This window comes from Microbacterium sp. LEMMJ01 (assembly GCF_002114135.1).
GTDB lineage: Bacteria > Actinomycetota > Actinomycetes > Actinomycetales > Microbacteriaceae > Microbacterium.
The window spans coordinates 68,874-87,560 of sequence record NZ_NCTV01000021.1; the positions used below are offsets into that span (position 1 = coordinate 68,874).

Below are 18,687 nucleotides of genomic sequence, written 5' to 3' on the forward strand. Positions count from 1 at the left end.
CGTTCACCGTCCGCGGCCAGACTTCGACCATGACCTCACCCGATCCCGCGGCGGGCACCCCCGAGCCCGTGGCGACAGCGAACAGCGGCGCCGTGGCCGTCGTCGGCCTCGATCTGCGCGGAGACACCCCCGCGCCTCGGAAGCAGGTGTACTCCTGGGCGCTGTGGGATTGGGCGACGCAGCCGTTCAACACCGTCATCCTCACGTTCGTCTTCACCGCGCTGTACCTGGTCAGCGCCTCGTTCCTGCCGCCGGAGACCGCCGCCCTCGACCCGAGCGACCCGGTCCGCGTCGCCGCCGAGGCCGACCTCGCCTCCGGTCTCGGACTGGGGTCGACGATCGCCGCCCTGGGCATCCTCCTGCTCGCTCCCGTCCTCGGCCAGCGCGCCGACGCGGCCGGACGACAGAAGCTCTGGCTGGGCATCGGCACCGGCGCACTCATCCTCTGCATGCTGGGACTGTGGTTCGTGGAGCCGCAGCCGGCCCTGTTCTGGCTCGGCGTCGCGCTGATCTCCGCCGGTTCCGTGTTCGGCGAGATCGCCGCGGTGAACTCCAACGCCATGCTCATCGGCATTGCGAACCCGAAGAACGTCGGCCGCATCTCCGGCCTGGGCTGGGGCTTCGGCTACCTCGGCGGCATCATCGCCCTCGTCATCGTCGTCCTGCTCGACACCTTCGACTGGTTCGGCATGTCCACCGACAACGGCCTCGCGTACCGGCTCATCGCCGTGGGATGCGCGGTCTGGGCGATCGTCTTCAGCATCCCGATCTTCCTCAACGTGCCGGAGCCGTCGCTCGGGCGGCCGGAGCGCAAGGTGGGGTTCTTCCGCTCCTACGTTCTCCTCGTCCAAGACGTGATCGGCCTCTACCGCGACCCGCAGACCCGGTCGACGTTCTGGTACCTGCTCGCCAGCGCCGTGTTCCGCGACGGCCTCGGCGGGGTCTTCGCGTTCGGCGCCATCATCGGCACCGCGGTGTTCCGGTTCGGCACGCAGGACATCATCGTCTTCGGCATCGCCGCGAACCTCGTCGCCGGCGTCTCGACCATCATCGCGGGGCGCCTCGACGATCGCCTCGGCCCCAAGCGGATCATCCTCGGCTCGATCGGATCGATGGTCGTCGCCGGCCTCGCCGTGTTCCTGCTCCGCGACGCCGGGTCGCTCGTGTTCTGGATCGGCGGCCTCGTGCTCTGCGCCTTCGTCGGCCCGGCGCAGGCGGCGGCGCGCTCCTTCCTCGCCCGCGTCACCCCGGCAGGCCGGGAGGGCGAGATCTTCGGTCTCTACGCCACGACCGGCAGGGCCGCGAGCTGGATGGCCTCGGCCGCCTGGACCGTGCTCATCGTCTCGACGAGCCAGACCGCCTACGGGATCCTCGGCATCGTCATCGTGCTCATCATCGGGTTCCTCCTCCTGCTCCCGGTGAAGGCGCCGCGCTGAGCCCGCTCCGGTCGTCGGACGGGTCGGGCGGGAGTAGCCTGACCCGGTGACCGTCGTCCTCGCCTTCCTCGCCAACATCCTCGTCGCGATCGCGAAGACGGTCGCCGCCGTCATCACCTCGTCCGCGTCGATGGTGGCCGAGGCCGCGCACTCCTGGGCGGACGCAGGGAACGAGGTCTTCCTGCTCATCGCCGATCGGCGCGGCGCGAAGACCAAGGACGCCCGGCATCCGCTCGGCTACGGCCGCAACGCGTTCGTCTGGTCCCTCATCGCGGCGTTCGGCATCTTCACCGCCGGCTCGATCGTCTCGATCATGCACGGCATCCAGGAGCTGTCCGACTCCGGCCCCGTGGAGAGCCCGGTCGTGGCGTACATCGTGCTCGGGATCGCCTTCGTGCTGGAGGGGGCGTCGTTCACGCAGGCGATGCTCCGCTCCCGCCGGCTGGCCCAGGAGCGCGGATCCTCCACGTGGGACTTCGTGCTGGAGACGAGCGACACCACGCTCCGGGCGGTGTTCTTCGAGGACTCCGCCGCCCTCATCGGCCTCGTGCTGGCGGGCGGGTCGATCCTCCTGCATCAGCTCACCGGTGTCGCCGCGTGGGATGCGATCGGGTCGATCCTCGTCGGGATCCTGCTGGGCATCGTCGCCGTGATCCTGATCGGACGGAACATCGCGTTCCTCGTCGGCACGTCGGTGTCCCCCGCCCTGCGCTCCCGGGTGGGCACGGCCCTCCTCGGCATGGACGACATCGAGCGGGTCACCTACCTGCACATCGAGTACGTGGGGCCGAACCGGCTGTTCCTCGTCGCCGAGGTCGACCTCGCGGGCGATGCGCGCGAGCACGACGTGGCCCGGCGACTGCGGGAGGTGGAGCGGCGGATCGAGGCGCACGACGCGGTGGAGACCGTCGTGCTGTCCCTCTCGGTGGACGACGAGCCCTCGCTGGACTTCGCCCGCGCGTGAGGCCGGTCAGGCGCGCCAGTTGTCGGCGAGCTTGGTGAGCAGCCGCGCGAGCTCCGTGCGCTCCTCCGGGGTGAAGGACTCGAGCGCGCGGCCGAGCAGCTCGCGGCGTTCGCCCCGCATCCCGCGAGCGAGTCGGCGCCCCTCGTCGGTCAGCGCGATGCGGGTGCGGCGGGCGTCGTCCGGGTCGGCCTCGCGCCGCACGAACCCGGCCTGCACACCCTGCTGCACGAGCCGGGACGCCCGCGGCTGATCCACGCCGATCGCCTGCCCGAGCGCGCTCACGCTGAGGGGTTCCGGCGCGGCGGCGAGGGCTTCGAGCATGCGGAAACGGGCCGGTCCGCCGAGACGGCCGCCGTCGGTCATCCACGGCGGCATCCCCGGGTGGCCGCGGTGATGGGCGAAGTGCTCGCGCGGGTCGCCGTGGGGCCCGTGCCCGTGTGCACCGCGGGGCCCGCCGTGCTCGCGGCCGCCGGGCCCTGGTCGACGTCCGCGCAGTCGGGAGAGCGCCTGCGCGATCGCTTCGGCGGCGTCGGGGGACGCGGGGTCGATCGGATCGGTGGCCATGCGCCGATTTTACATGCAGCTTGACATGCGTTTACTTTCCATGTCACACTGCATATACATGCACAGTGACATTGATATGTCGGATGGCATCCGTCATCGGTGCACCACAGACCACGAAGGATCACCATGAACACCACTGCAGACAGCACTTCTGACAACACCTCCCGCCCGTTCGGTTTCTGGCTCAAGGCCGTCGACCGCCTGATGGCACAGGACTTCGCCACCGCTTTCGCCGCGGAGGGCGCGACCCGCCGCGACTGGCGGCTGCTGAACGTCGTCGACGGCTCGGTACCCGCGCGCCGCCCGTTGACCCCGCACAAGCTCCACGATCTCGTCGACCGCGGCTGGGTCGAGGCGGACGGCGACGGATGGGCGCTGACCGACGAGGGCCGCGCGGCGAAGGAGCGTCTCGGCGCCGCCGTCGACGGCATCCGCGCGAAGGTCGCCGACGCGGTCTCCGACGAGGAGATGGCGACGACCCTCGCGGCGCTCGAGAAGATCGCCCGCGCCTTCGGGTGGGACGAGGAGACCCCTCTCCCCCGGAAGCAGCGCCCCGGGTTCGGCTTCCGCCCCCGCGGCGGCTTCGCTCGCCGGCACGGGCACGGGCACGGGCGCGGGGACGGCTTCGGGCACGGGGACGGCTTCGGTCCCGGGCACGGCTTCGGGCACGGGGACTTCGGTCGCGGGCACGGCTTCGGGCACGGGCACGGCTTCGGGCACGGGGACGGCTTCGGTCCCGGGCACGGCTTCGGTCCCGGGGTCGGCTTCGAGCCCCGGCACGGCTTCGGGCACGGGGACTTCGAGCCCCGGCAGGGCTTCGACCGTCACGACTGCCACGAGGAAGGCGGGTACCGCGGGCGCGGTCACCACGACGACCAGGGGCACCGCGACCAAGGTCACGCACACCGCGACCACGGCCGCGGCCACGGGCACGGGCGCGGCCACCGCGCGCAGCGGATGGCGGAGCGCGCATTCGAGCGCGGCTTCGACGCCGGATTCCGCCACGGCCACGCCGCCTGACCTCACCTCCTCGAAGCGCCCCACCGGAACCCGGCTGGGGCGCTTCCGCGCACCGGGACGCCCCTACGGGATCACTTCCGCACCTCCCGAGCGCACTCGAGGCACGTCTTCGATCCCCCGCCGCGGCGACGCGAGCACCTACTCTCCGGACGGGATCAGAATCGCCCCTCCCGAACACCCCAGCGGCACGTTTTCCATCCCGCAGGGTCATGCAGGCAGGCGGCGCGGGAGAGACGAGGAACGAGGCGCCCGGTGGAAGCGCAAGGGCCTGAGGTGACAGGTACAGGGAAGGCACGTGCGCGGATCAAGAACGGCCCCTCCGTCGCACCTCGGGACCCGGTTCTCGCCCCGCACGCAACGGGGCCCGACCGTCGGGAGGGATCAGTAACGCCCTCCCGACGGACCTCGGGGGCCGATTCCCATCCCGCGAGCGAAAGAGCGGACGGCCCGACCGTCGGGCGGGATCAGAAACGATCCTTCCGACGGACCGCGGCGCGCATTTCCCATCCCGCACGCAAAAGGGGGCCGGGCTCAACCGTGGGGCGGGATCAGAAACGGGCCGTCAACACGGGATTGCGGTGCGTTTCTGAGCCCGCAGGGGGAACGGGGGCGTGGGGCCCGGGCGCGGGACGGGGCTAGAGGTCGAGGAGGGCGAGTGCGGTTTCGGGGGCGCCCGCGTCACGGAGGCGTGAGCGCATCGCGGCCGCCGCAAGCGCATACGGCCTGTCGCTCCGCAGGAGGAGCGACCGCGCGTTGGCCTGCTCATTGAGGGCGACGAGCTCGAACGCCAGCACCTCGACGTCAGCCGCGTCGACCTCCCCCTCCGCGGCCGCGAACCGCAGCTGGGCCTCGATGTATCCGTACCAGTCGACGAGGGCTGCACGCACGGCATCGCTCACGGGACCGGGCTTGGAGTCGACGTCCGCCGCGGTCGCCGCGAAGAAGCAGCCGCCCGTGAAGACGCGGTCCTTCGAGTAGACCAAGGCGTTGTGGAGGAGCGCGGCCAGGCGGTGCGCTCCCCTTGGCTGGGCGCGGGCGGGCCCGATGATCCGCTCGACGAAGATGTCCTGAGCGGCGGCGACCGTCGCGAGCTGCAGGCCCTCCTTGCTCTGGAACAGCGTCGCGATGCTGCTCTTGCTCGACCCCGAGGCGGTCGCGAGGCGTCCGATCGTCACGCCGTCCAGACCCTCGACGGAGGCGAGGTCGGTCGCGCTCTCCAGCACGATGCGGCGGGAGGCGTCGCCGCGTGCCCGCCGGCCGTCCTGAATTACACCATCCACCATGGCCCTAGTATACGAACGACCGTTCGCCTAGTATACGGATGGTCGTTCGTATAGTTCGGTGAAGGAGCCTCCATGCCGTCCGCGTCCACTCTCCTCGTCCGCGCCCTCCCGACTGTGGGACGCCTCTCCCTCCGCCTCGCCGGAGATCTCGCCTACCGGCTGTTCTTCTCCACCCGCCCACGGATGGCCGTGCGGGCCGCCGACGCCGCTACCCACGATGACGTCCGCCGCGGGACGCTCCTCGTGCGCGGCACCCCCGTCACGACCTACACGTGGGGCACGGGTCCGCGCACCGTGCTGCTTCTGCACGGCTGGCGGGGCCGCGCCTCGCAGTTCGCCCCGCTCGTGCGGGAACTCGTCGCCGAGGGGTTCCGGGTCGTCGCCTTCGATGCCCCGGCGCATGGCTCCTCCGGCGGGCGGCACACCGATATCCGCGACTGGGTCGATGCCGCGGAGCAGCTGGACCGCACCCACGGCCCCTTCTCCACTCTCATCGGACACTCCTTCGGCGGGCTCGCGGCGCTGACCGTCGCCCGGTCGTCCGGCTCGGTCCCCGCCGTCGCCGTCGTCGCCGGGGCCGCCGCGCCTGAGGCGTTCCTCGCCCAGTTCGTCGGTGACCTCCGGCTCGACGCCGCCACCGCGGACCGACTCCGCACCTGCTTCCACCGCCGCCTCCGGCTTGATCCCGCAACCGCCGCCGAACGGTATGACGCAGCCGCGCATCCACTCCCCGCCGGCACCGTGCTGCTCGTCGTGCACGACCGGGGCGACCGCCGGATGCCCGACCACGACGCCCTCCGGCTGCACGCCGCCCATCCCGGCCGCTCCCGTCTCGTCCGTACGGTGGGTCTCGGTCATACGAGAGTGCTGTCGGCCGATCCGACCCTCGATGCGGTGGTCGCTCTCGTGACCGGGGGTCTCGACGCCGTGGATGCGCTCGGCACCGCCACGGGACGAGCCGACATTGATGCCGCACCGGCGGACCCGCCCGCCGCCCTTCGGAGCCCTACACCCGGGTCGGCAGGAAGCCCGCGCCCGGGTCGACGGCCGCGAACGGCAGCCCGACAGTGGTGATCAGCACGACGAGCGTCACCACAGCCGCCGCGAGCAGGAGGAAGAGCACGACGAAGACGACGACCGCGAGCATCCGGTAGCTGCCGGTGTCGGCGACCTCCGGGGCGATCGATCGCTGCGCCCAGTCGTCCGCAGCCGCCGCGGGCTGCTCGCCCTGGAGGATCGCGGGCGTCGGGCGGGATCGCTCCGAGCGACGGGTCGGTGCCGGAAGCGCATCGCCTGCGGCGTCCGGTGCTGTCAAGAGCCCCTCCGGGATCGGTGTCTCCGGCGGTGGAGGCGGGATGACGGCGTCGGCCGGCGGGATCACCGCGTCGGCGGGAGCGACGTCCGGCCCCGAAGCATCCGGCGGCGCCGCCCCCTCGGGCACCGCGGACTCGTCGGAACTCGTCCCGCTCGCGTCGCTCATGTCAGCCTCCGACGGCTCCGATGTCAGTCACACCCACGTCGCTGCGGTGGAAGTTCTGGAACGACCGGGACGCCGTCGGACCCCGCTGACCCTGGTAGCGGTTGCCGTAGGGACCGGAGCCGTACGGGTTCTCCGCCGGTGAGGTGAGCCGGAAGAAGCAGAGCTGGCCGATCTTCATGCCGGGCCACAGCTTGATCGGCAGCGTCGCCACGTTCGCGAGCTCCAGCGTCACATGCCCGGAGAAGCCCGGGTCGATGAAGCCGGCGGTCGAGTGGGTGATGAGCCCGAGGCGACCGAGCGACGACTTCCCCTCCAGCCGCGCGGCGATGTCGTCCGGCAGGGTGACCTGCTCGAACGTGGCCCCGAGCGCGAACTCGCCGGGATGGAGGATGAAGGGCTCGTCCGGATCGACCTCGATCAACCGCGTCAGCTCGGGCTGGTCGACCGAGGGATCGATGAACGGGTACTTGTGATTGTCGAAGAGGCGGAAGTAGCGGTCCAGTCGCACGTCGATGCTCGACGGCTGGATCATCTCCGGCGCATGCGGTTCCAGGCCGACGCGGCCGGAGGCGAGTTCTGCTCTGATGTCGCGATCGCTGAGAAGCACGGCACAAGCCTAGTCATGAGCGTCCCGCGCTTTGGCCATCCGGCCCGCGACAGGTAGGCTTGCTCCACCTGCTCTCGGGCGGGTGCGGGGCTGTAGTTCAATGGTAGAACTTCTGCTTCCCAAGCAGACAGCGCGGGTTCGATTCCCGTCAGCCCCTCCATATGTGACTTTCACAGCTGATCCGGACATTCCGGAGATACTCCAGACCGGAGCTCGCCTCTTGTGCTCCCGCGGTTGCCCGCTTGTTGCGTCGATCCTCCCTGATGACGCTGATGATGCTGACGGTCGTCGTGATGAGCAGCAGGGTCTGGAAGGTGGCCTGGAATGGGTCAGGGTTCTCGGAGGAGTGAGCTTGCGGCAGGGAGGCACCCAGGGTCCCGCGCCCGAGGCGAGGTAGGGGACATCGCCGAGCTACGAGCGATGCCGCGAAGAACGCCGCATCGTGCCGCAAGGTACGGGCCACTCCCGGACGGATGGTTCGTCGCCGAATCGCGACCCTGTCGTTCCGACCCCGACGTTCCGTGGCGGGGCTCCGGGTGTACCCGTTCTCAGGCAGACTGCCCGCCGGAGGCCGAGTTCATCCCGATGTCCGACGGCACCTGCAATAAGAATGCGCCGTGGTGTTCAGCCGGCCCAGGGGTCACAGCAGTTCGGCCACCAGCTTCTGAATGCGCGCGCGGATGTCGTCGCGTATCGGGCGGACTGCGTCGATTCCCTGTCCGGCCGGGTCCTCGAGCTTCCAGTCCTCGTAGCGCTTGCCCGGGAAGAACGGGCAAGCGTCGCCGCATCCCATCGTGATGACGACGTCAGATGCCTGCACGGCTTCGGTTGTGAGCACCTTGGGCTGTTCGGCCGTGATGTCGATGCCGAGCTCGCCCATCGCCTCCACGGCGATCGGGTTGATCTGGTCGGCTGGCATGGAGCCAGCGGAGCGCACTTCGATGCGGTCGCCGGCGATGTCACGGAGGAAACCGGCGGCCATCTGTGAGCGTCCGGCGTTGTGGACGCAGACGAAGAGGACCGAGGGCTTGGTGCTCGTGGTCGTGTCAGTCATTGGTGCTCCTGGTGAGAGGCGTGGTCAGTGGACGAGGTCGTCGACGAGTGCGCGAACGCGTTGGGCGATCTCGTCGCGGATGGCCTCGACGCCTTCGCGGGAGGCGAGGGCGGGATCGCCGACCGCCCAGTCGTCGTAGCGGACGCCGGGAATGATGGGGCAGACGTCGCCACACCCCATGGTGATGACGACGTCGGCCGCGCGGACGGCATCGTCGGTGAGCGGCTTCGGGAATCGCTCAGCAGCCCCGTCACCTTCGATCTCCGCTAGGAGCGAGCGGACGTGGGGGTGGACGACGTCGGCGGGAGCGGAACCGGCGGAGCGTGCGACGACCTTGCCGGGGGCGAGCTGGTTGACGAGCGCGGCGGCGAGCTGCGACCGTCCCGCATTGGCGACACAGACGAACAGCACTTGCGGGAGGGCCGAGCCGCGGTCTCGGGTCAAGTCCGCGAGCCGTTGCCGCGCGAAGCGCTCGGTGAGAGGGATGAGCGTCGAGGTAACGCGGGCGGTCCGCGCGAGCGCGGTGTAAGACTCTCGGACGGTCGTGAGGACGACATCTGGGTCGAGCTCGGGCACTTCTGCCGCGAGCTCCTCGGCGAGGCGGGTCACGCGCGCGTCGAAGTCCGGCCGTAGCGGGCTTTCTTCGTCGACGCGGCCGGGCGCGACCGAAGCCGGCGCGAAGGAGTCCAGCAGTGCGGTGACGGCACCACGTCGCGTCGGGTTGATCCGATACCAGACCCATGTGCCGCGTCGCTCAGATGTGAGCACCTCGACGTCCCTGAGCACCTTGAGGTGGTGGGAGACGGTGGGCTGGGAGACGTCGGCGAGCTCAGCGAGGTCGCACACGCACGATTCTCCTCGCGGGTCGGAGGCGATGGCCGACAGCATCCGTAGGCGCAGCGGATCCGACAGCGCCTTCAGCGTCACGGCGACTGTGGAGGCTGCTTCCAGCCCGATGGCGTGCGTCGCGACCGGACTGCACGTGTCGATGTCCGTCGTTGCAGTGACGTTCATGACTGCATCCTTTCAGCCGCGTACGGGTCCGTGTGGAACCAGCGGCGGGCTGCCCAGAGCGAGACATACACGAGCCCGACGAGAACCGGGACCTCGATCAACGGACCGACGACGCCTGCCAGGGCCTGTCCGGACGTCGCTCCGAACGTGCCGATGGCGACAGCGATGGCGAGCTCGAAGTTGTTGCCGGCCGCGGTGAACGCCAAGGTCGATGAGCGGGCGTAGCCGAGTCCAAGTGCTTTCCCGGTGAAGAGACCGATGAACCACATGACCGCGAAGTAGGCCAGCAGAGGAAGCGCGATCCGCGCGACGTCCCACGGGCGGCTGGTGACCTGTTCCCCCTGAAGAGCGAACAGCAGCACGATGGTGAAGAGCAGACCGTAGAGGGCCCAGGGACCGATCTTCGGCAGGAAACGACCTTCGTACCAGTCGCGTCCCTTCGCACGCTCTCCGATGAGGCGGGAAGCGAAGCCGGCGATGAGGGGGATGCCCAGGAAGATCAGGACGTTCAATGCGATCTGCCAGACCGATATCTCCAGGCCTTGCGAATCGAACCCGAGCCAGCCGGGGAGGACGGTCAGGTAGAACCATCCGAGCAGCGAGAATGCGACGACTTGGAAGACCGAGTTGATGGCGACCAGAACGGCTGCCGCCTCCCGGTCGCCGCAGGCGAGGTCGTTCCAGATGACGACCATGGCGATGCAGCGCGCGAGCCCGACGATGATGAGCCCCGTGCGATACTCGGGCAGATCGGGGAGGAACGCCCAGGCGAGGACGAACATCAGCGCAGGACCGACGAGCCAGTTGAGCACCAGCGACGAGATGAGCAGTCTCTTGTCTCCGGTGACGGCAGCGATCCTGTCGTAGCGGACCTTCGCGAGGACTGGATACATCATCACCAGCAGGCCGAGCGCGATGGGAATGGAGATTCCACCGAGTTCGAGAGCGGCCAGGAGATCGGAGACGCCGGGGATGAAGCGGCCGACGAGGATTCCACCGACCATGGCCAGGCCGATCCACAGTGGCAACCACCGGTCGAGAGTCGACAGACGTCGAGTGGCTGGAGCAGTAGTGGGAACAGTTGCGGTGCTCATGCGAGGAGCGCCTCTGCGGCGGCGTCAGCCTCGATGGGTGCGGTTTCGTCAAGCGCGGCCAGGTAGTGCTGGGCATCCTGAGCCGCGGCGCATCCGGTGCCCGCCGCAGTGATCGCCTGACGGTAGGTATGATCCACCAGGTCGCCGGCGGCGAAGACTCCCGACACGTTCGTGTGGGTGGAGGGGTGGTCGACGAGGACATATCCATCGGCGTCGGTTTCGACGAGCCCGGTGACGATCTCGGAGCGCGGGTCGTGACCGATGGCGACGAACACTCCGGTGGCGGGCAGTTCCCGTTCCGCACCGGTGACGCTGTCGCGGAGTGCGACCGCCTCGACCTTCTCGGCGCCGATGAGGCCCGCGACTTCCGCGTTCCAGGCGACTTCGATCTTCGGGTGGTCGAGCACGCGCTGGGCCATGATCTTCGATGCGCGGAACTCGCCGCGGCGGTGCACGATAGTCACCTTCGATGCGAAGCGGGTGAGGAACAGCGCCTCCTCCATTGCGGAATCCCCGCCGCCGACGACGACGATCTCCTGGTCACGGAAGAAGAAGCCGTCACACGTGGCACACCAGGACACGCCGCGGCCAGTGAGGCGCTCCTCGTCTGGCAGTCCCAGCTTGCGATAGGCGGAGCCCATCGTGAGAATGACGGCGCGAGCATGGATAGTGTTCCCCGTGCCGGTCTCGATGGTCTTGGTGCGCCCGTCGAGGTCGACCCGGATCGCGTCGTCCAGGAGGATGCGGGCACCGAAACGCTCCGCCTGCGCGCGCATCGACTCCATCAGTTCGGGCCCCTGTACGCCGTCAACGAACCCAGGGAAGTTCTCGACCTCGGTCGTCGTCATCAGCGCGCCACCCGCCGTCACGGATCCGGCAAGCACCACGGGCGCGAGGCCAGCTCGCGCAGCATAGATGGCTGCGGTGTAGCCCGAAGGGCCGGACCCGATGACCGCAAGCTCGACTTCTTGTATCGACATGTGTCTATATTGACACTCATCAATGCCTGAGGCAACCGCAACGATCCGCATTGGTCTGACACGGAAGGGCGGGGCTCCACTCATGAGCCCCGCCCTTCCGTCAGCGGAGATCAGCTGACGGTGACGGGCCGTGCGCCGATCTGGATGGTTGAAGGAGCCGCACAGCAGCTGCCCGCGTTGTCATCGAAGTCGCCGGACCCCCCGCACACCCCGGTGTCGGGGAGGACGAGTTCGCTGCGCCCGGCGGCCTCGTGATCTCCCACGAGGTGCGCGGCAACACTTCGCACCTGCTCGAAGCCGGTCAACGCGAGGAAGGTCGGCGCCCGACCGTAGGACTTCGCGCCGACGATGAAGAACCCCTGCTCCGGCTGCGCGAGCTCTCGCGCCCCCGTGGCACCCACAGATCCGCAGGAGTGGATGTTCGGGTCAATCTCGGACGCGATGCCCACGACCGCCTCGAGCGCGGGATCAAGATCGATACGGAGCTCTCGCAGCATCTCCGTGTCCGGCCGAAAGCCCGTGAGTGCGAATACACGCCCGACACCCGCGACCTCGCGCCCGTCTTCGGCGACCACGGTCAGGCCGTCAGCGGCTTGCCGGAACTCGGCGACACGGAATCCGGTCACCAGCTCCACGACACCCTCGTCGACCATCTTGCGCGCACGAGAGCCGAGCGCGGCCCGTTCGGGAAGTTCATCTCTGGCGCCACCCCCAAAGACGTTCGTTGCCTCCCCCCTACGGAGAATCCAGGTGACGCGGGTGCCAGGGGCCCGGCGTGCCAGCTCGCTCAATCTCAGGACAGCGTGCGCGGCGGAGTGCCCCGCTCCCACGACGACGACGTGCGACCCCGCGAGTTCTGACACATCGGCCGGGATGCGGTACGAGATCAGATCGGATGCTGCGGCCTCCCCGAGGGCGGGATATCCATCCGCGCCCGCCGGATTCGGAAGCGCCCAGGTGCCGCTCGCGTCGATGACCGCGCGAGCGAGAACTCGCGACTCTTGGCCGTCCGCGCTGACCGTATGCACGACGAACGGCTGGCCCTTGCGTCCGCCGTCGACGACCTTGTCACGACCTTGACGAGCGACTCCAGTAACGGTGGTCGCGTAGTGAACCCGCTCGCCCAAGGCATCCGCGAGAGGCGCCAGGTAGCTGTCCACCCATTCGGCGCCGGTCGGGTACCCCGAGTCGGGTGCGGTCCATCCGGTCGGCTCAAGAAGACGTCGTGCCGCCGCGTCAGTGAGCTCTGGCCATGCCGAGAAGAGGCGCACATGCCCCCATTCAGCGACCGCAGCAGCAGGCCCCTGCCCGCGCTCGACGACAATCACGTTCTCGTCGCGTTCGACAAGACGCGCCGCTGCGGCGAGACCCTGCGGACCCGCTCCGATGACGACGACAGGAAGCTCGGACATCATGTCTCCTCAAATTGACAAACTTCAATACGAAGACTGTCGCCCACCTATCGAAGATTGTCAATACGTGTCACACTAGACCCGTGAGCTTGCCGACGACAATCGAAGCGACCAGCTGTTGCGTTCCGCCTATAGCGCCGTCGATGACCGTCGCGGACGCCGAGCGTGTCGCCCGGGTCTTCAAAGCGCTGGGCGACCCCACGCGCGTCCGACTGTTGTCGCTCATCGCCGCCGGAGCCGGCGGGAAAGCGTGCATCTGCGACCTGACCGAACCCGTGGGACTCTCACAGGGCACGGTGTCGCATCACATGAAACTACTGGTGGAAGCGGGCCTGGTCACACGTGAGCAGCGCGGCAAGTGGGCCTACTTCGCTCTGGACGCGGGGGCGATGGATGCTGCCGCCAGTGCGCTCCGCGCGGTGTGACCAGCGCACCGAGCCGGCTGGAGCTGGCTCTTCGTGATGCCCGCCCGTGCGGACGCGTGCCCGACCGGCATCCATCGAAAGAGGGAGACTTCCCTCCATCGTCTTGACGATGTCGCCGCACGACGCTCCTGGTGGAGTGACGGGTATGGCAGATTCTCGCGCTCTTCGGCGCTTTCCCGAGTGGATGACCTCCCGTGGCGGAGCGTGGATCACGCTCGGCGTGGTCCTCCTGATCATGACGGCTCTCTTCGGCCTGTTCGGGTCGGCGAAGGCACCCGCCGGCAACGAGCAGGCCCCCGAGGGGTCGGAGTCAGCACGCACGAGCGCCCTGCTGGCCGAGTTCCCGAACGCGGATCGGCAGTCCGTGATCGTGGTCGCGTCGCGCGACGACGGTGCGACGCTCTCGGCACCTGACGTCGCCGCGCTCGAAGGCCTCCTCCCGGTGCTCGGCTCGCACGCGGACGCGGATCCGACCGGGCCTCTCGTGAGCGAGGACGAGAGGGCCGCGGTTCTCGTGACGCCGATCGCGGTCGGCCAGACGAGCACCGACACCGCCGCGGTGATCGCGGCGCTCCGCGCCGACATCAACGAGCACGCACCGGACGGGATGACGCTACTCGTGACCGGCGGTCCGGCGTTCGGCGCCGATATCGCCGCCTCCTTCGAAGGCGCCGACTTCACCCTGCTCCTCGTGACCGTCCTGATCGTCGCCGTGCTCCTCATCGTCACGTACCGGTCACCGGTGCTGTGGCTGCTGCCGCTCGCCGCCGTCGGCCTGGCCGACGGACTCGCCGGGCGACTGACCGCGGCTGCCGGTTCCGCGTGGGACCTGCAGTTCGATGCCGGGATCATCAGCGTCCTCGTCTTCGGCGCCGGGACCAACTACGCCCTGCTCCTGATCTCGAGATATCGGGAGGAGCTCACCACCACGACGAACCACCGCCGCGCGCTCAGCACGGCCTGGCGCCGGACCGCTCCGGCGATCCTCGCCTCGAACCTCACGGTCGTCCTCGCCCTCCTGACACTCGCCCTGGCGGTGATCCCCGGCACGCACGGACTCGGCGTCTCGTCCGCCATCGGGCTGTTGGTCGCCCTGGCGTCCGTCCTCTTCCTGCTGCCTCCGCTGCTGGCGGTGTGCGGACGGAAGGTGTTCTGGCCGTTCGTCCCTCGTCCCGGAGCTGCCGCACGACGCGACGGGGTGTGGCGGACGATCGCGACGCGCGTCGTGAGCCGGCCGGTCGTGAGCCTCCTCGGGGGTGCGGCCCTGCTGGCCGTGATGACGGTCGGCCTCGTCGGGACGACCGTCGGACTCGACCAGGTCGACAAGTTCCGGGTCCCGTCCGAGTCCGCGACGGGTCTCGAGGTGCTCTCGAACCACTTCCCGGCAGGAGAGGCGCAGCCGATCCTCATCGTCACGGACAGCGGCGAAGCCGAAGCCGTCCTCACCGCGGCGCGCGACGTGGAGGGCATCGTCCGCGCCGCTCCTGTCGGGACGACGGACGATGAGAAGCTCACGAAGATCCTGGTGACCAGCGAGTATGCGCCCAGCACCGACGAGAGCCTGGCTCAGATCACGGATCTCCGGGACGCCGTGCACGATGTGCCCCGGGCGGGGGCTGTCGTCGGCGGCGCGGTGGCGACGGATCTCGACGCCCGTGCCGGGAACCTCGCGGACCTCGGCGTCGTGGTGCCGCTGGTGCTGGCCGTGAGCTTCCTGGTGCTGGCGTTCCTGCTGCGGTCGCTGGTCGCGCCGCTGCTGCTGCTCGCCGTCAATGTGGCGAGCGCCGTGGCCGCCATCGGCGCCGGAGCCTGGCTCAGTCGCGTGCTGTTCGGGCAGCACGCGCTCGATCTCCCGGTACCGCTGCTGGCCTTCCTGTTCCTGGTCGCCCTCGGCATCGACTACACCATCTTCCTCGTCCACCGCGCCCGGAGCGAAGCGGCGCTGCGGGGTACCCGGGACGGCATGGTGGAAGCGGTCGCCCACACCGGCGGCGTCATCACGAGCGCCGGGATCGTCCTCGCCGCCGTGTTCGCGGCGCTCGGCGTCCTGCCGCTGGTCACCCTCGGGCAGCTCGGCCTGATCGTCGGGGTCGGCGTGATCGTCGACACGCTGGTGGTCAGGACGGTGATCGTCCCTGCGCTGTTCGCTCTCGTCGGCGACCGCATCTGGTGGCCGGGGCGATCGGCCTCCCGAAGCGTCGCTGACGCCGGCTGATTCGTCGGGGCTGCTGTGCGTCGCTCACGCCGCCGGACGGTACCGCTGCGCGACGGCGCCGGAGCGGAACTCCCGCCGCTCCACGAGCTCGAGCCGAAGACGCTCGCGCACGCCGTCGAGCAGCCGAGGACCATGCCCCGCGACGACCGGGTGGACCACGAACAGGTACTCGTCGATCAACCCGAGGTCGGCGAGCGCCGCGGGCAGAGCCACTCCGCCGACCGACAAGCCCTCCCCCGGCTGATCCATCAACCCCCGCACCGCCTCGGCGAGGTCGCCGCGCACGAGGTCCGCGTTCCAGTCGACGGCATCGAGCGTCGCCGACACCACATGCTTCGGCAGGCGATCGATGGTCTCGGCGAAGGGCGTCTCCCATTCCTCCATCCAGCCCGGCCAGACCCCGGATTCCGGACGCCGCCACGCGGCCCGCATCATGTCGTACGTCACCCGGCCGTAGAGCAGAGCGTCGGCGCGCTGCAGCTCCGCGGTCCAGAAGCGCATCGACTCCTCGTCGGGCGGGAGTCCCGCTTCGTGATGGCAGCAGCCGTCGAGCGTCACGTTGATCGCGTACCGCAGCGGCCTCATCGGAGCTCTCCGACCGGGACCGGCACCGTCAGCACGTTGCCGGGTGGCGCCAGCGGGCACGCCCACGCCGGGTCGTAGGCGCAGGACGGGTTGTACGCGAAGTTGAAGTCGAGCACGAGCGTGCCGCGGCGCGGGTCGGCCCCGAGGTCGGCACCCTTGATCGTGTCGATGAGGTACCGCCCGCCGCCGTACGTCCCCCCGCTCTGCCCGGCGGAGGAATCGCGCACTGGCACGAACAGGCCGCCGCCGTAGGAGGCGAGCCGCCACACGTCGAGAGACCCGACGTCAGGGATCTCCACGACGCCGACGCGCTCGAACGGCACGATGCCGTCCGTCCCCGTGGCGAACTCGAACGTGGCCGGCTCCGTGTCGAGGATCGGGAGCTCGAACCGCCAGGCGGGGTCGTACGAGGCGATCGGCAGCCCCTCGAACAGCGCCCTGTCCTGCGGGAGGAGGGGCGTCGCCGGGTGCCGCAGCAGCAGCTCGTCGCGCTCGATCCGCCACAGCTCGTGCGCCTCCTCCGGGGAGTCGGCCCGTCGCACCGCTTCGTACAGGGCGAACACCCGCCGCCGCCAGTCGACGACCTCGACGGCCGTCTGCGCATTCGTCATGCGCCCACGGTACGCCGGACGACGGACGCTCGGAACGGCCTCAGTCCCGGTCGATCATGTCCGCGTAGCCGTCCTCGTAGGTCGGGTAGTCCAGCCTGCCGAGGACCGCATGCACCAGCGAGCCGTCGTAGACGAAGCCGCTCACCGCACCGCCGTCGTCCGGGGGCACGGGCACGCCGAGGCGGTCGGCGAGGAAGGTCACGACGTCTCCCAGGGGGGCGGGCGCCTGGTCGACGGCGTGCACGAGCGCCGGGGGCTCCGGCATCCGCAGCAGCAGGTCGAGAATGCGTACGAGATCGGTCTCGTGGATCCGGTTCGTGCGGCGGCGGTGCGTGACGGGTGCCCCCTCCCTGACCTTCCGGAGGAGGAACTCGCGCCCGGGACCGTAGATGCCCGCGGGGCGCACGACCACCGCGTTGAAGAGCTCGACGGCCGCCTTCTCGCCGTCCCGCAGACCGCGGCCCCGGTCGGTGGTGGGTGCCGGCTCGACCCGCTCGGTCACGGGCTCGGAGCTCCCGGCGCCGTCGAACACCCCGGTGGACGAGACGAAGACCGTCCGCGTCGGCCGGGCCGGCAACGCCGCCGCGAGATGCGCGAGCGCCGTGCGATACGACGACACGTCCGGACCGGGCGGCAGGGTCATCACAACCGCGTCGACCTCGGGCAGCGGCGTGGTGAGCGGAACGGTCAGATCGGCCGCGAGCGCCGTCACCCCGTCCGGCACGGGTCCGTCACTGCGGCGGAGGGCCAGGACCTCACCACCGTCCGCGAGGAGCAGCGGAGCGAGCCGGGTGCCGAGTTTCCCGAAGCCGACCAGGAGGGTGCGGCGCGGCGGAGGCGGAGTGGTCATCCCTCCCACCCTCGCACATCGTCGCCGAGCGACGGACGTAGGCTTGATCGGTGACGGAATCGCAGGGACGGGTGTGGACGGGAGTCCTCCGCGTCGGTCCGCACCGCGGGGATCACCGGGTCGCCCTGCGCGCCGCGGTCAGTGTCGCCGTCCCGCTCCTCGTGCTGTGGGCCGTCGGCCGGCTCGACCTCAGCATCTATGCGAGCTTCGGCGCCTTCGCCGCACTCTACGGCCGGCACGACGTCTTCCGCGACCGGATCCGCATGCAGGCCAGCGCCGGCGGCGTGCTGCTCGGCGCGATGCTGATCGGCACGGCCCTATCGGTCCTCGCCGCCCCCGCCGTGCTGAGCATCGTCGTCGTCGCACTCGTCGCGTCGGCCGTGACGCTGCTGGCCTACGTCCTCCAGTGGCACCCGCCCGGTCCGCTGTTCACGGTCTTCGCGACCGGGGCGTGCGCGACCATCCCCGCCACCGGCGCCTCCTTCGGCGCGGTCCTGCTGGTCGGCGGGGCGAGCGTGCTCTTCGGCCTCGCGCTCACCGCCCTGGTCGCCGTCGTCACCCGGACCACGGCGGAGGCGGCACCGAAGGCACGCCCGGCCGTCGGGCCGGTCGCCGCCGAGATGGCCGCCTCGGTCGCCGCCGCGATCGTCGGAGCGGGTGTGGTCGGCCTGCTCCTCGGCGGCACCCACTGGTACTGGGCGGCGGTCGGCGCGGTCGCGGCGGTCAGCGGCGCACAGCTCAACGCCCGCGTGATCCGCGGCATCCAGCGCCTCGTCGGCACGCTGCTCGGCGTGCTGGTCGCCGCCGGGATCCTCGCCCTCGACATGCCGCCGCTCGCCGTGATCGCCGTCGTGGTGGTCCTGCAGGGGACGGCCGAACTGTTCATCGGCCGCAACTACGGCATCGCGATGGTGTTCGTCACCCCGCTCGCGCTCCTGATGGTGCACCTGGCCGCGCCGACTCCTGTCGCCGACCTGCTGACCGACCGTGTGCTGGAGACGATCATCGGCGTCGTGGTCGGAACGGTGGTGGCCGTCACGTCCGCCGCGCTGCGCCGACGGAGCCGACGCCGCTGACGAGACGACGAAGCGCC

19 protein-coding genes and 1 tRNA gene are annotated in these 18,687 nt (G+C 70.0%); 8 read left to right on the top strand and 12 right to left on the bottom strand.

Features of this window, described 5'->3' with window-relative positions:
- The first annotated feature begins 29 nt into the window (after positions 1-29).
- Positions 30-1,436 carry an MFS transporter gene (locus B7W94_RS05360; protein WP_085605346.1) on the top strand — a complete coding sequence of 469 codons (1,407 nt, stop codon included), beginning with the start codon at positions 30-32 and terminating at the stop codon, positions 1,434-1,436.
- 46 nt (positions 1,437-1,482) lie between these two features.
- Complete coding sequence (locus B7W94_RS05365) at positions 1,483-2,400, top strand: cation diffusion facilitator family transporter (RefSeq protein WP_062765630.1); 918 nt, start codon at positions 1,483-1,485, stop codon at positions 2,398-2,400.
- Between the two features lie 6 nt (positions 2,401-2,406).
- On the opposite strand, the gene B7W94_RS05370 is transcribed toward B7W94_RS05365, so the two are convergent.
- The gene (locus tag B7W94_RS05370) at positions 2,407-2,964 is read right to left on the bottom strand and encodes a MarR family winged helix-turn-helix transcriptional regulator (protein ID WP_253247389.1); all 558 of its coding nucleotides are present in this window, start codon (positions 2,962-2,964) and stop codon (positions 2,407-2,409) included.
- A gap of 126 nt (positions 2,965-3,090) precedes the next feature.
- On the opposite strand from B7W94_RS05370, the gene B7W94_RS18240 reads away from it, so the two are divergent.
- Complete coding sequence (locus B7W94_RS18240; protein WP_216353879.1) at positions 3,091-3,984, top strand: MarR family winged helix-turn-helix transcriptional regulator; 894 nt, start codon at positions 3,091-3,093, stop codon at positions 3,982-3,984.
- A gap of 635 nt (positions 3,985-4,619) precedes the next feature.
- Here the strand turns inward: B7W94_RS18240 and B7W94_RS05380 are convergent.
- Positions 4,620-5,267 carry a TetR/AcrR family transcriptional regulator gene (locus B7W94_RS05380; protein WP_025102694.1) on the bottom strand — a complete coding sequence of 216 codons (648 nt, stop codon included), beginning with the start codon at positions 5,265-5,267 and terminating at the stop codon, positions 4,620-4,622.
- Positions 5,268-5,339: 72 nt separating this feature from the next.
- Here B7W94_RS05380 and B7W94_RS05385 point away from each other — a divergent pair, with 72 nt between their 5' ends.
- Positions 5,340-6,341: an alpha/beta fold hydrolase gene (locus B7W94_RS05385; protein ID WP_085605155.1), complete on the top strand. Its 1,002-nt coding sequence runs from the start codon at positions 5,340-5,342 to the stop codon at positions 6,339-6,341.
- Here the strand turns inward: B7W94_RS05385 and B7W94_RS05390 are convergent.
- Both B7W94_RS05390 and dcd read right to left on the bottom strand, forming a co-directional pair.
- Positions 6,274-6,747 (bottom strand): hypothetical protein, encoded by a 474-nt coding sequence (locus B7W94_RS05390; RefSeq protein WP_025102696.1) that lies wholly within the window; start codon positions 6,745-6,747, stop codon positions 6,274-6,276. The genes B7W94_RS05385 and B7W94_RS05390 overlap by 68 nt on opposite strands.
- A 1-nt stretch (position 6,748) precedes the next feature.
- On the bottom strand, positions 6,749-7,354 hold the full coding sequence (dcd, locus tag B7W94_RS05395) for a dCTP deaminase (protein ID WP_085605157.1): 606 nt from the start codon (positions 7,352-7,354) through the stop codon (positions 6,749-6,751).
- Positions 7,355-7,440: 86 nt separating this feature from the next.
- On the opposite strand from dcd, the gene B7W94_RS05400 reads away from it, so the two are divergent.
- A tRNA-Gly gene (locus B7W94_RS05400) sits at positions 7,441-7,514 on the top strand.
- Between the two features lie 480 nt (positions 7,515-7,994).
- Here B7W94_RS05400 and B7W94_RS05405 read toward each other — a convergent pair.
- From B7W94_RS05405 to B7W94_RS05425, 5 genes are all read right to left on the bottom strand, one after another.
- A complete protein-coding gene (locus tag B7W94_RS05405; RefSeq protein WP_025102698.1) occupies positions 7,995-8,408 on the bottom strand; it encodes an arsenate reductase ArsC in 414 nt (137 codons plus the stop codon).
- 24 nt (positions 8,409-8,432) lie between these two features.
- Positions 8,433-9,422: a metalloregulator ArsR/SmtB family transcription factor gene (locus tag B7W94_RS05410; RefSeq protein ID WP_025102699.1), complete on the bottom strand. Its 990-nt coding sequence runs from the start codon at positions 9,420-9,422 to the stop codon at positions 8,433-8,435.
- Complete coding sequence (arsB, locus tag B7W94_RS05415; RefSeq protein WP_025102700.1) at positions 9,419-10,516, bottom strand: ACR3 family arsenite efflux transporter; 1,098 nt, start codon at positions 10,514-10,516, stop codon at positions 9,419-9,421. The genes B7W94_RS05410 and arsB overlap by 4 nt, the downstream gene beginning before the upstream one ends.
- The gene (gene trxB, locus B7W94_RS05420) at positions 10,513-11,496 is read right to left on the bottom strand and encodes a thioredoxin-disulfide reductase (protein WP_025102701.1); all 984 of its coding nucleotides are present in this window, start codon (positions 11,494-11,496) and stop codon (positions 10,513-10,515) included. Before trxB ends, arsB begins: the two co-directional genes overlap by 4 nt.
- 110 nt (positions 11,497-11,606) lie before the next feature.
- Positions 11,607-12,911, bottom strand: coding sequence for an NAD(P)-binding domain-containing protein (locus B7W94_RS05425; protein ID WP_085605159.1), 1,305 nt, complete (start codon positions 12,909-12,911; stop codon positions 11,607-11,609).
- A 140-nt stretch (positions 12,912-13,051) separates the two neighbouring features.
- Between B7W94_RS05425 and B7W94_RS05430 the strand changes: the two genes are divergently transcribed.
- Both B7W94_RS05430 and B7W94_RS05435 read left to right on the top strand, forming a co-directional pair.
- Positions 13,052-13,333 carry an ArsR/SmtB family transcription factor gene (locus B7W94_RS05430; protein ID WP_085605161.1) on the top strand — a complete coding sequence of 94 codons (282 nt, stop codon included), beginning with the start codon at positions 13,052-13,054 and terminating at the stop codon, positions 13,331-13,333.
- 184 nt (positions 13,334-13,517) lie between these two features.
- Positions 13,518-15,548: an MMPL family transporter gene (locus B7W94_RS05435; RefSeq protein WP_139833265.1), complete on the top strand. Its 2,031-nt coding sequence runs from the start codon at positions 13,518-13,520 to the stop codon at positions 15,546-15,548.
- Positions 15,549-15,572: 24 nt separating this feature from the next.
- Here the strand turns inward: B7W94_RS05435 and B7W94_RS05440 are convergent, their stop codons facing one another.
- Genes B7W94_RS05440 through B7W94_RS05450 form a run of 3 tightly spaced genes read right to left on the bottom strand, consistent with a single transcriptional unit; the run spans position 15,573 to position 17,594 of the window.
- Complete coding sequence (locus tag B7W94_RS05440) at positions 15,573-16,133, bottom strand: dihydrofolate reductase family protein (RefSeq protein ID WP_025102705.1); 561 nt, start codon at positions 16,131-16,133, stop codon at positions 15,573-15,575.
- Entirely contained in the window at positions 16,130-16,744 is a 615-nt protein-coding gene (locus B7W94_RS05445) for a DUF1684 domain-containing protein (protein WP_085605165.1), read from the bottom strand. Before B7W94_RS05445 ends, B7W94_RS05440 begins: the two co-directional genes overlap by 4 nt.
- Before the next feature lie 40 nt (positions 16,745-16,784).
- Complete coding sequence (locus B7W94_RS05450; protein ID WP_025102706.1) at positions 16,785-17,594, bottom strand: sugar nucleotide-binding protein; 810 nt, start codon at positions 17,592-17,594, stop codon at positions 16,785-16,787.
- A gap of 50 nt (positions 17,595-17,644) precedes the next feature.
- On the opposite strand from B7W94_RS05450, the gene B7W94_RS05455 reads away from it, so the two are divergent.
- Positions 17,645-18,670, top strand: a complete 1,026-nt coding sequence (locus B7W94_RS05455) for an FUSC family protein (protein WP_164498171.1) — start codon at positions 17,645-17,647, stop codon at positions 18,668-18,670.
- The last annotated feature ends 17 nt before the right edge of the window (positions 18,671-18,687 follow it).

What these genes read in the sequence shown, in the direction of transcription:
- B7W94_RS05430 (WP_085605161.1), top strand. Translation starts at nt 13,052, where the DNA reads ATGACCGTCGCGGACGCCGAGCGTGTCGCCCGGGTCTTCAAAGCGCTG.
- B7W94_RS05425 (WP_085605159.1), bottom strand. Translation starts at nt 12,911, where the DNA reads ATGATGTCCGAGCTTCCTGTCGTCGTCATCGGAGCGGGTCCGCAGGGT.
- B7W94_RS05390 (WP_025102696.1), bottom strand. Translation starts at nt 6,747, where the DNA reads ATGAGCGACGCGAGCGGGACGAGTTCCGACGAGTCCGCGGTGCCCGAG.
- B7W94_RS05405 (WP_025102698.1), bottom strand. Translation starts at nt 8,408, where the DNA reads ATGACTGACACGACCACGAGCACCAAGCCCTCGGTCCTCTTCGTCTGC.
- B7W94_RS05445 (WP_085605165.1), bottom strand. Translation starts at nt 16,744, where the DNA reads ATGACGAATGCGCAGACGGCCGTCGAGGTCGTCGACTGGCGGCGGCGG.
- B7W94_RS05385 (WP_085605155.1), top strand. Translation starts at nt 5,340, where the DNA reads ATGCCGTCCGCGTCCACTCTCCTCGTCCGCGCCCTCCCGACTGTGGGA.
- B7W94_RS05360 (WP_085605346.1), top strand. Translation starts at nt 30, where the DNA reads ATGACCTCACCCGATCCCGCGGCGGGCACCCCCGAGCCCGTGGCGACA.
- B7W94_RS05370 (WP_253247389.1), bottom strand. Translation starts at nt 2,964, where the DNA reads ATGGCCACCGATCCGATCGACCCCGCGTCCCCCGACGCCGCCGAAGCG.
- B7W94_RS18240 (WP_216353879.1), top strand. Translation starts at nt 3,091, where the DNA reads ATGAACACCACTGCAGACAGCACTTCTGACAACACCTCCCGCCCGTTC.
- trxB (WP_025102701.1), bottom strand. Translation starts at nt 11,496, where the DNA reads ATGTCGATACAAGAAGTCGAGCTTGCGGTCATCGGGTCCGGCCCTTCG.
- B7W94_RS05450 (WP_025102706.1), bottom strand. Translation starts at nt 17,594, where the DNA reads ATGACCACTCCGCCTCCGCCGCGCCGCACCCTCCTGGTCGGCTTCGGG.
- B7W94_RS05435 (WP_139833265.1), top strand. Translation starts at nt 13,518, where the DNA reads ATGACCTCCCGTGGCGGAGCGTGGATCACGCTCGGCGTGGTCCTCCTG.
- arsB (WP_025102700.1), bottom strand. Translation starts at nt 10,516, where the DNA reads ATGAGCACCGCAACTGTTCCCACTACTGCTCCAGCCACTCGACGTCTG.
- B7W94_RS05410 (WP_025102699.1), bottom strand. Translation starts at nt 9,422, where the DNA reads ATGAACGTCACTGCAACGACGGACATCGACACGTGCAGTCCGGTCGCG.
- B7W94_RS05440 (WP_025102705.1), bottom strand. Translation starts at nt 16,133, where the DNA reads ATGAGGCCGCTGCGGTACGCGATCAACGTGACGCTCGACGGCTGCTGC.
- B7W94_RS05380 (WP_025102694.1), bottom strand. Translation starts at nt 5,267, where the DNA reads ATGGTGGATGGTGTAATTCAGGACGGCCGGCGGGCACGCGGCGACGCC.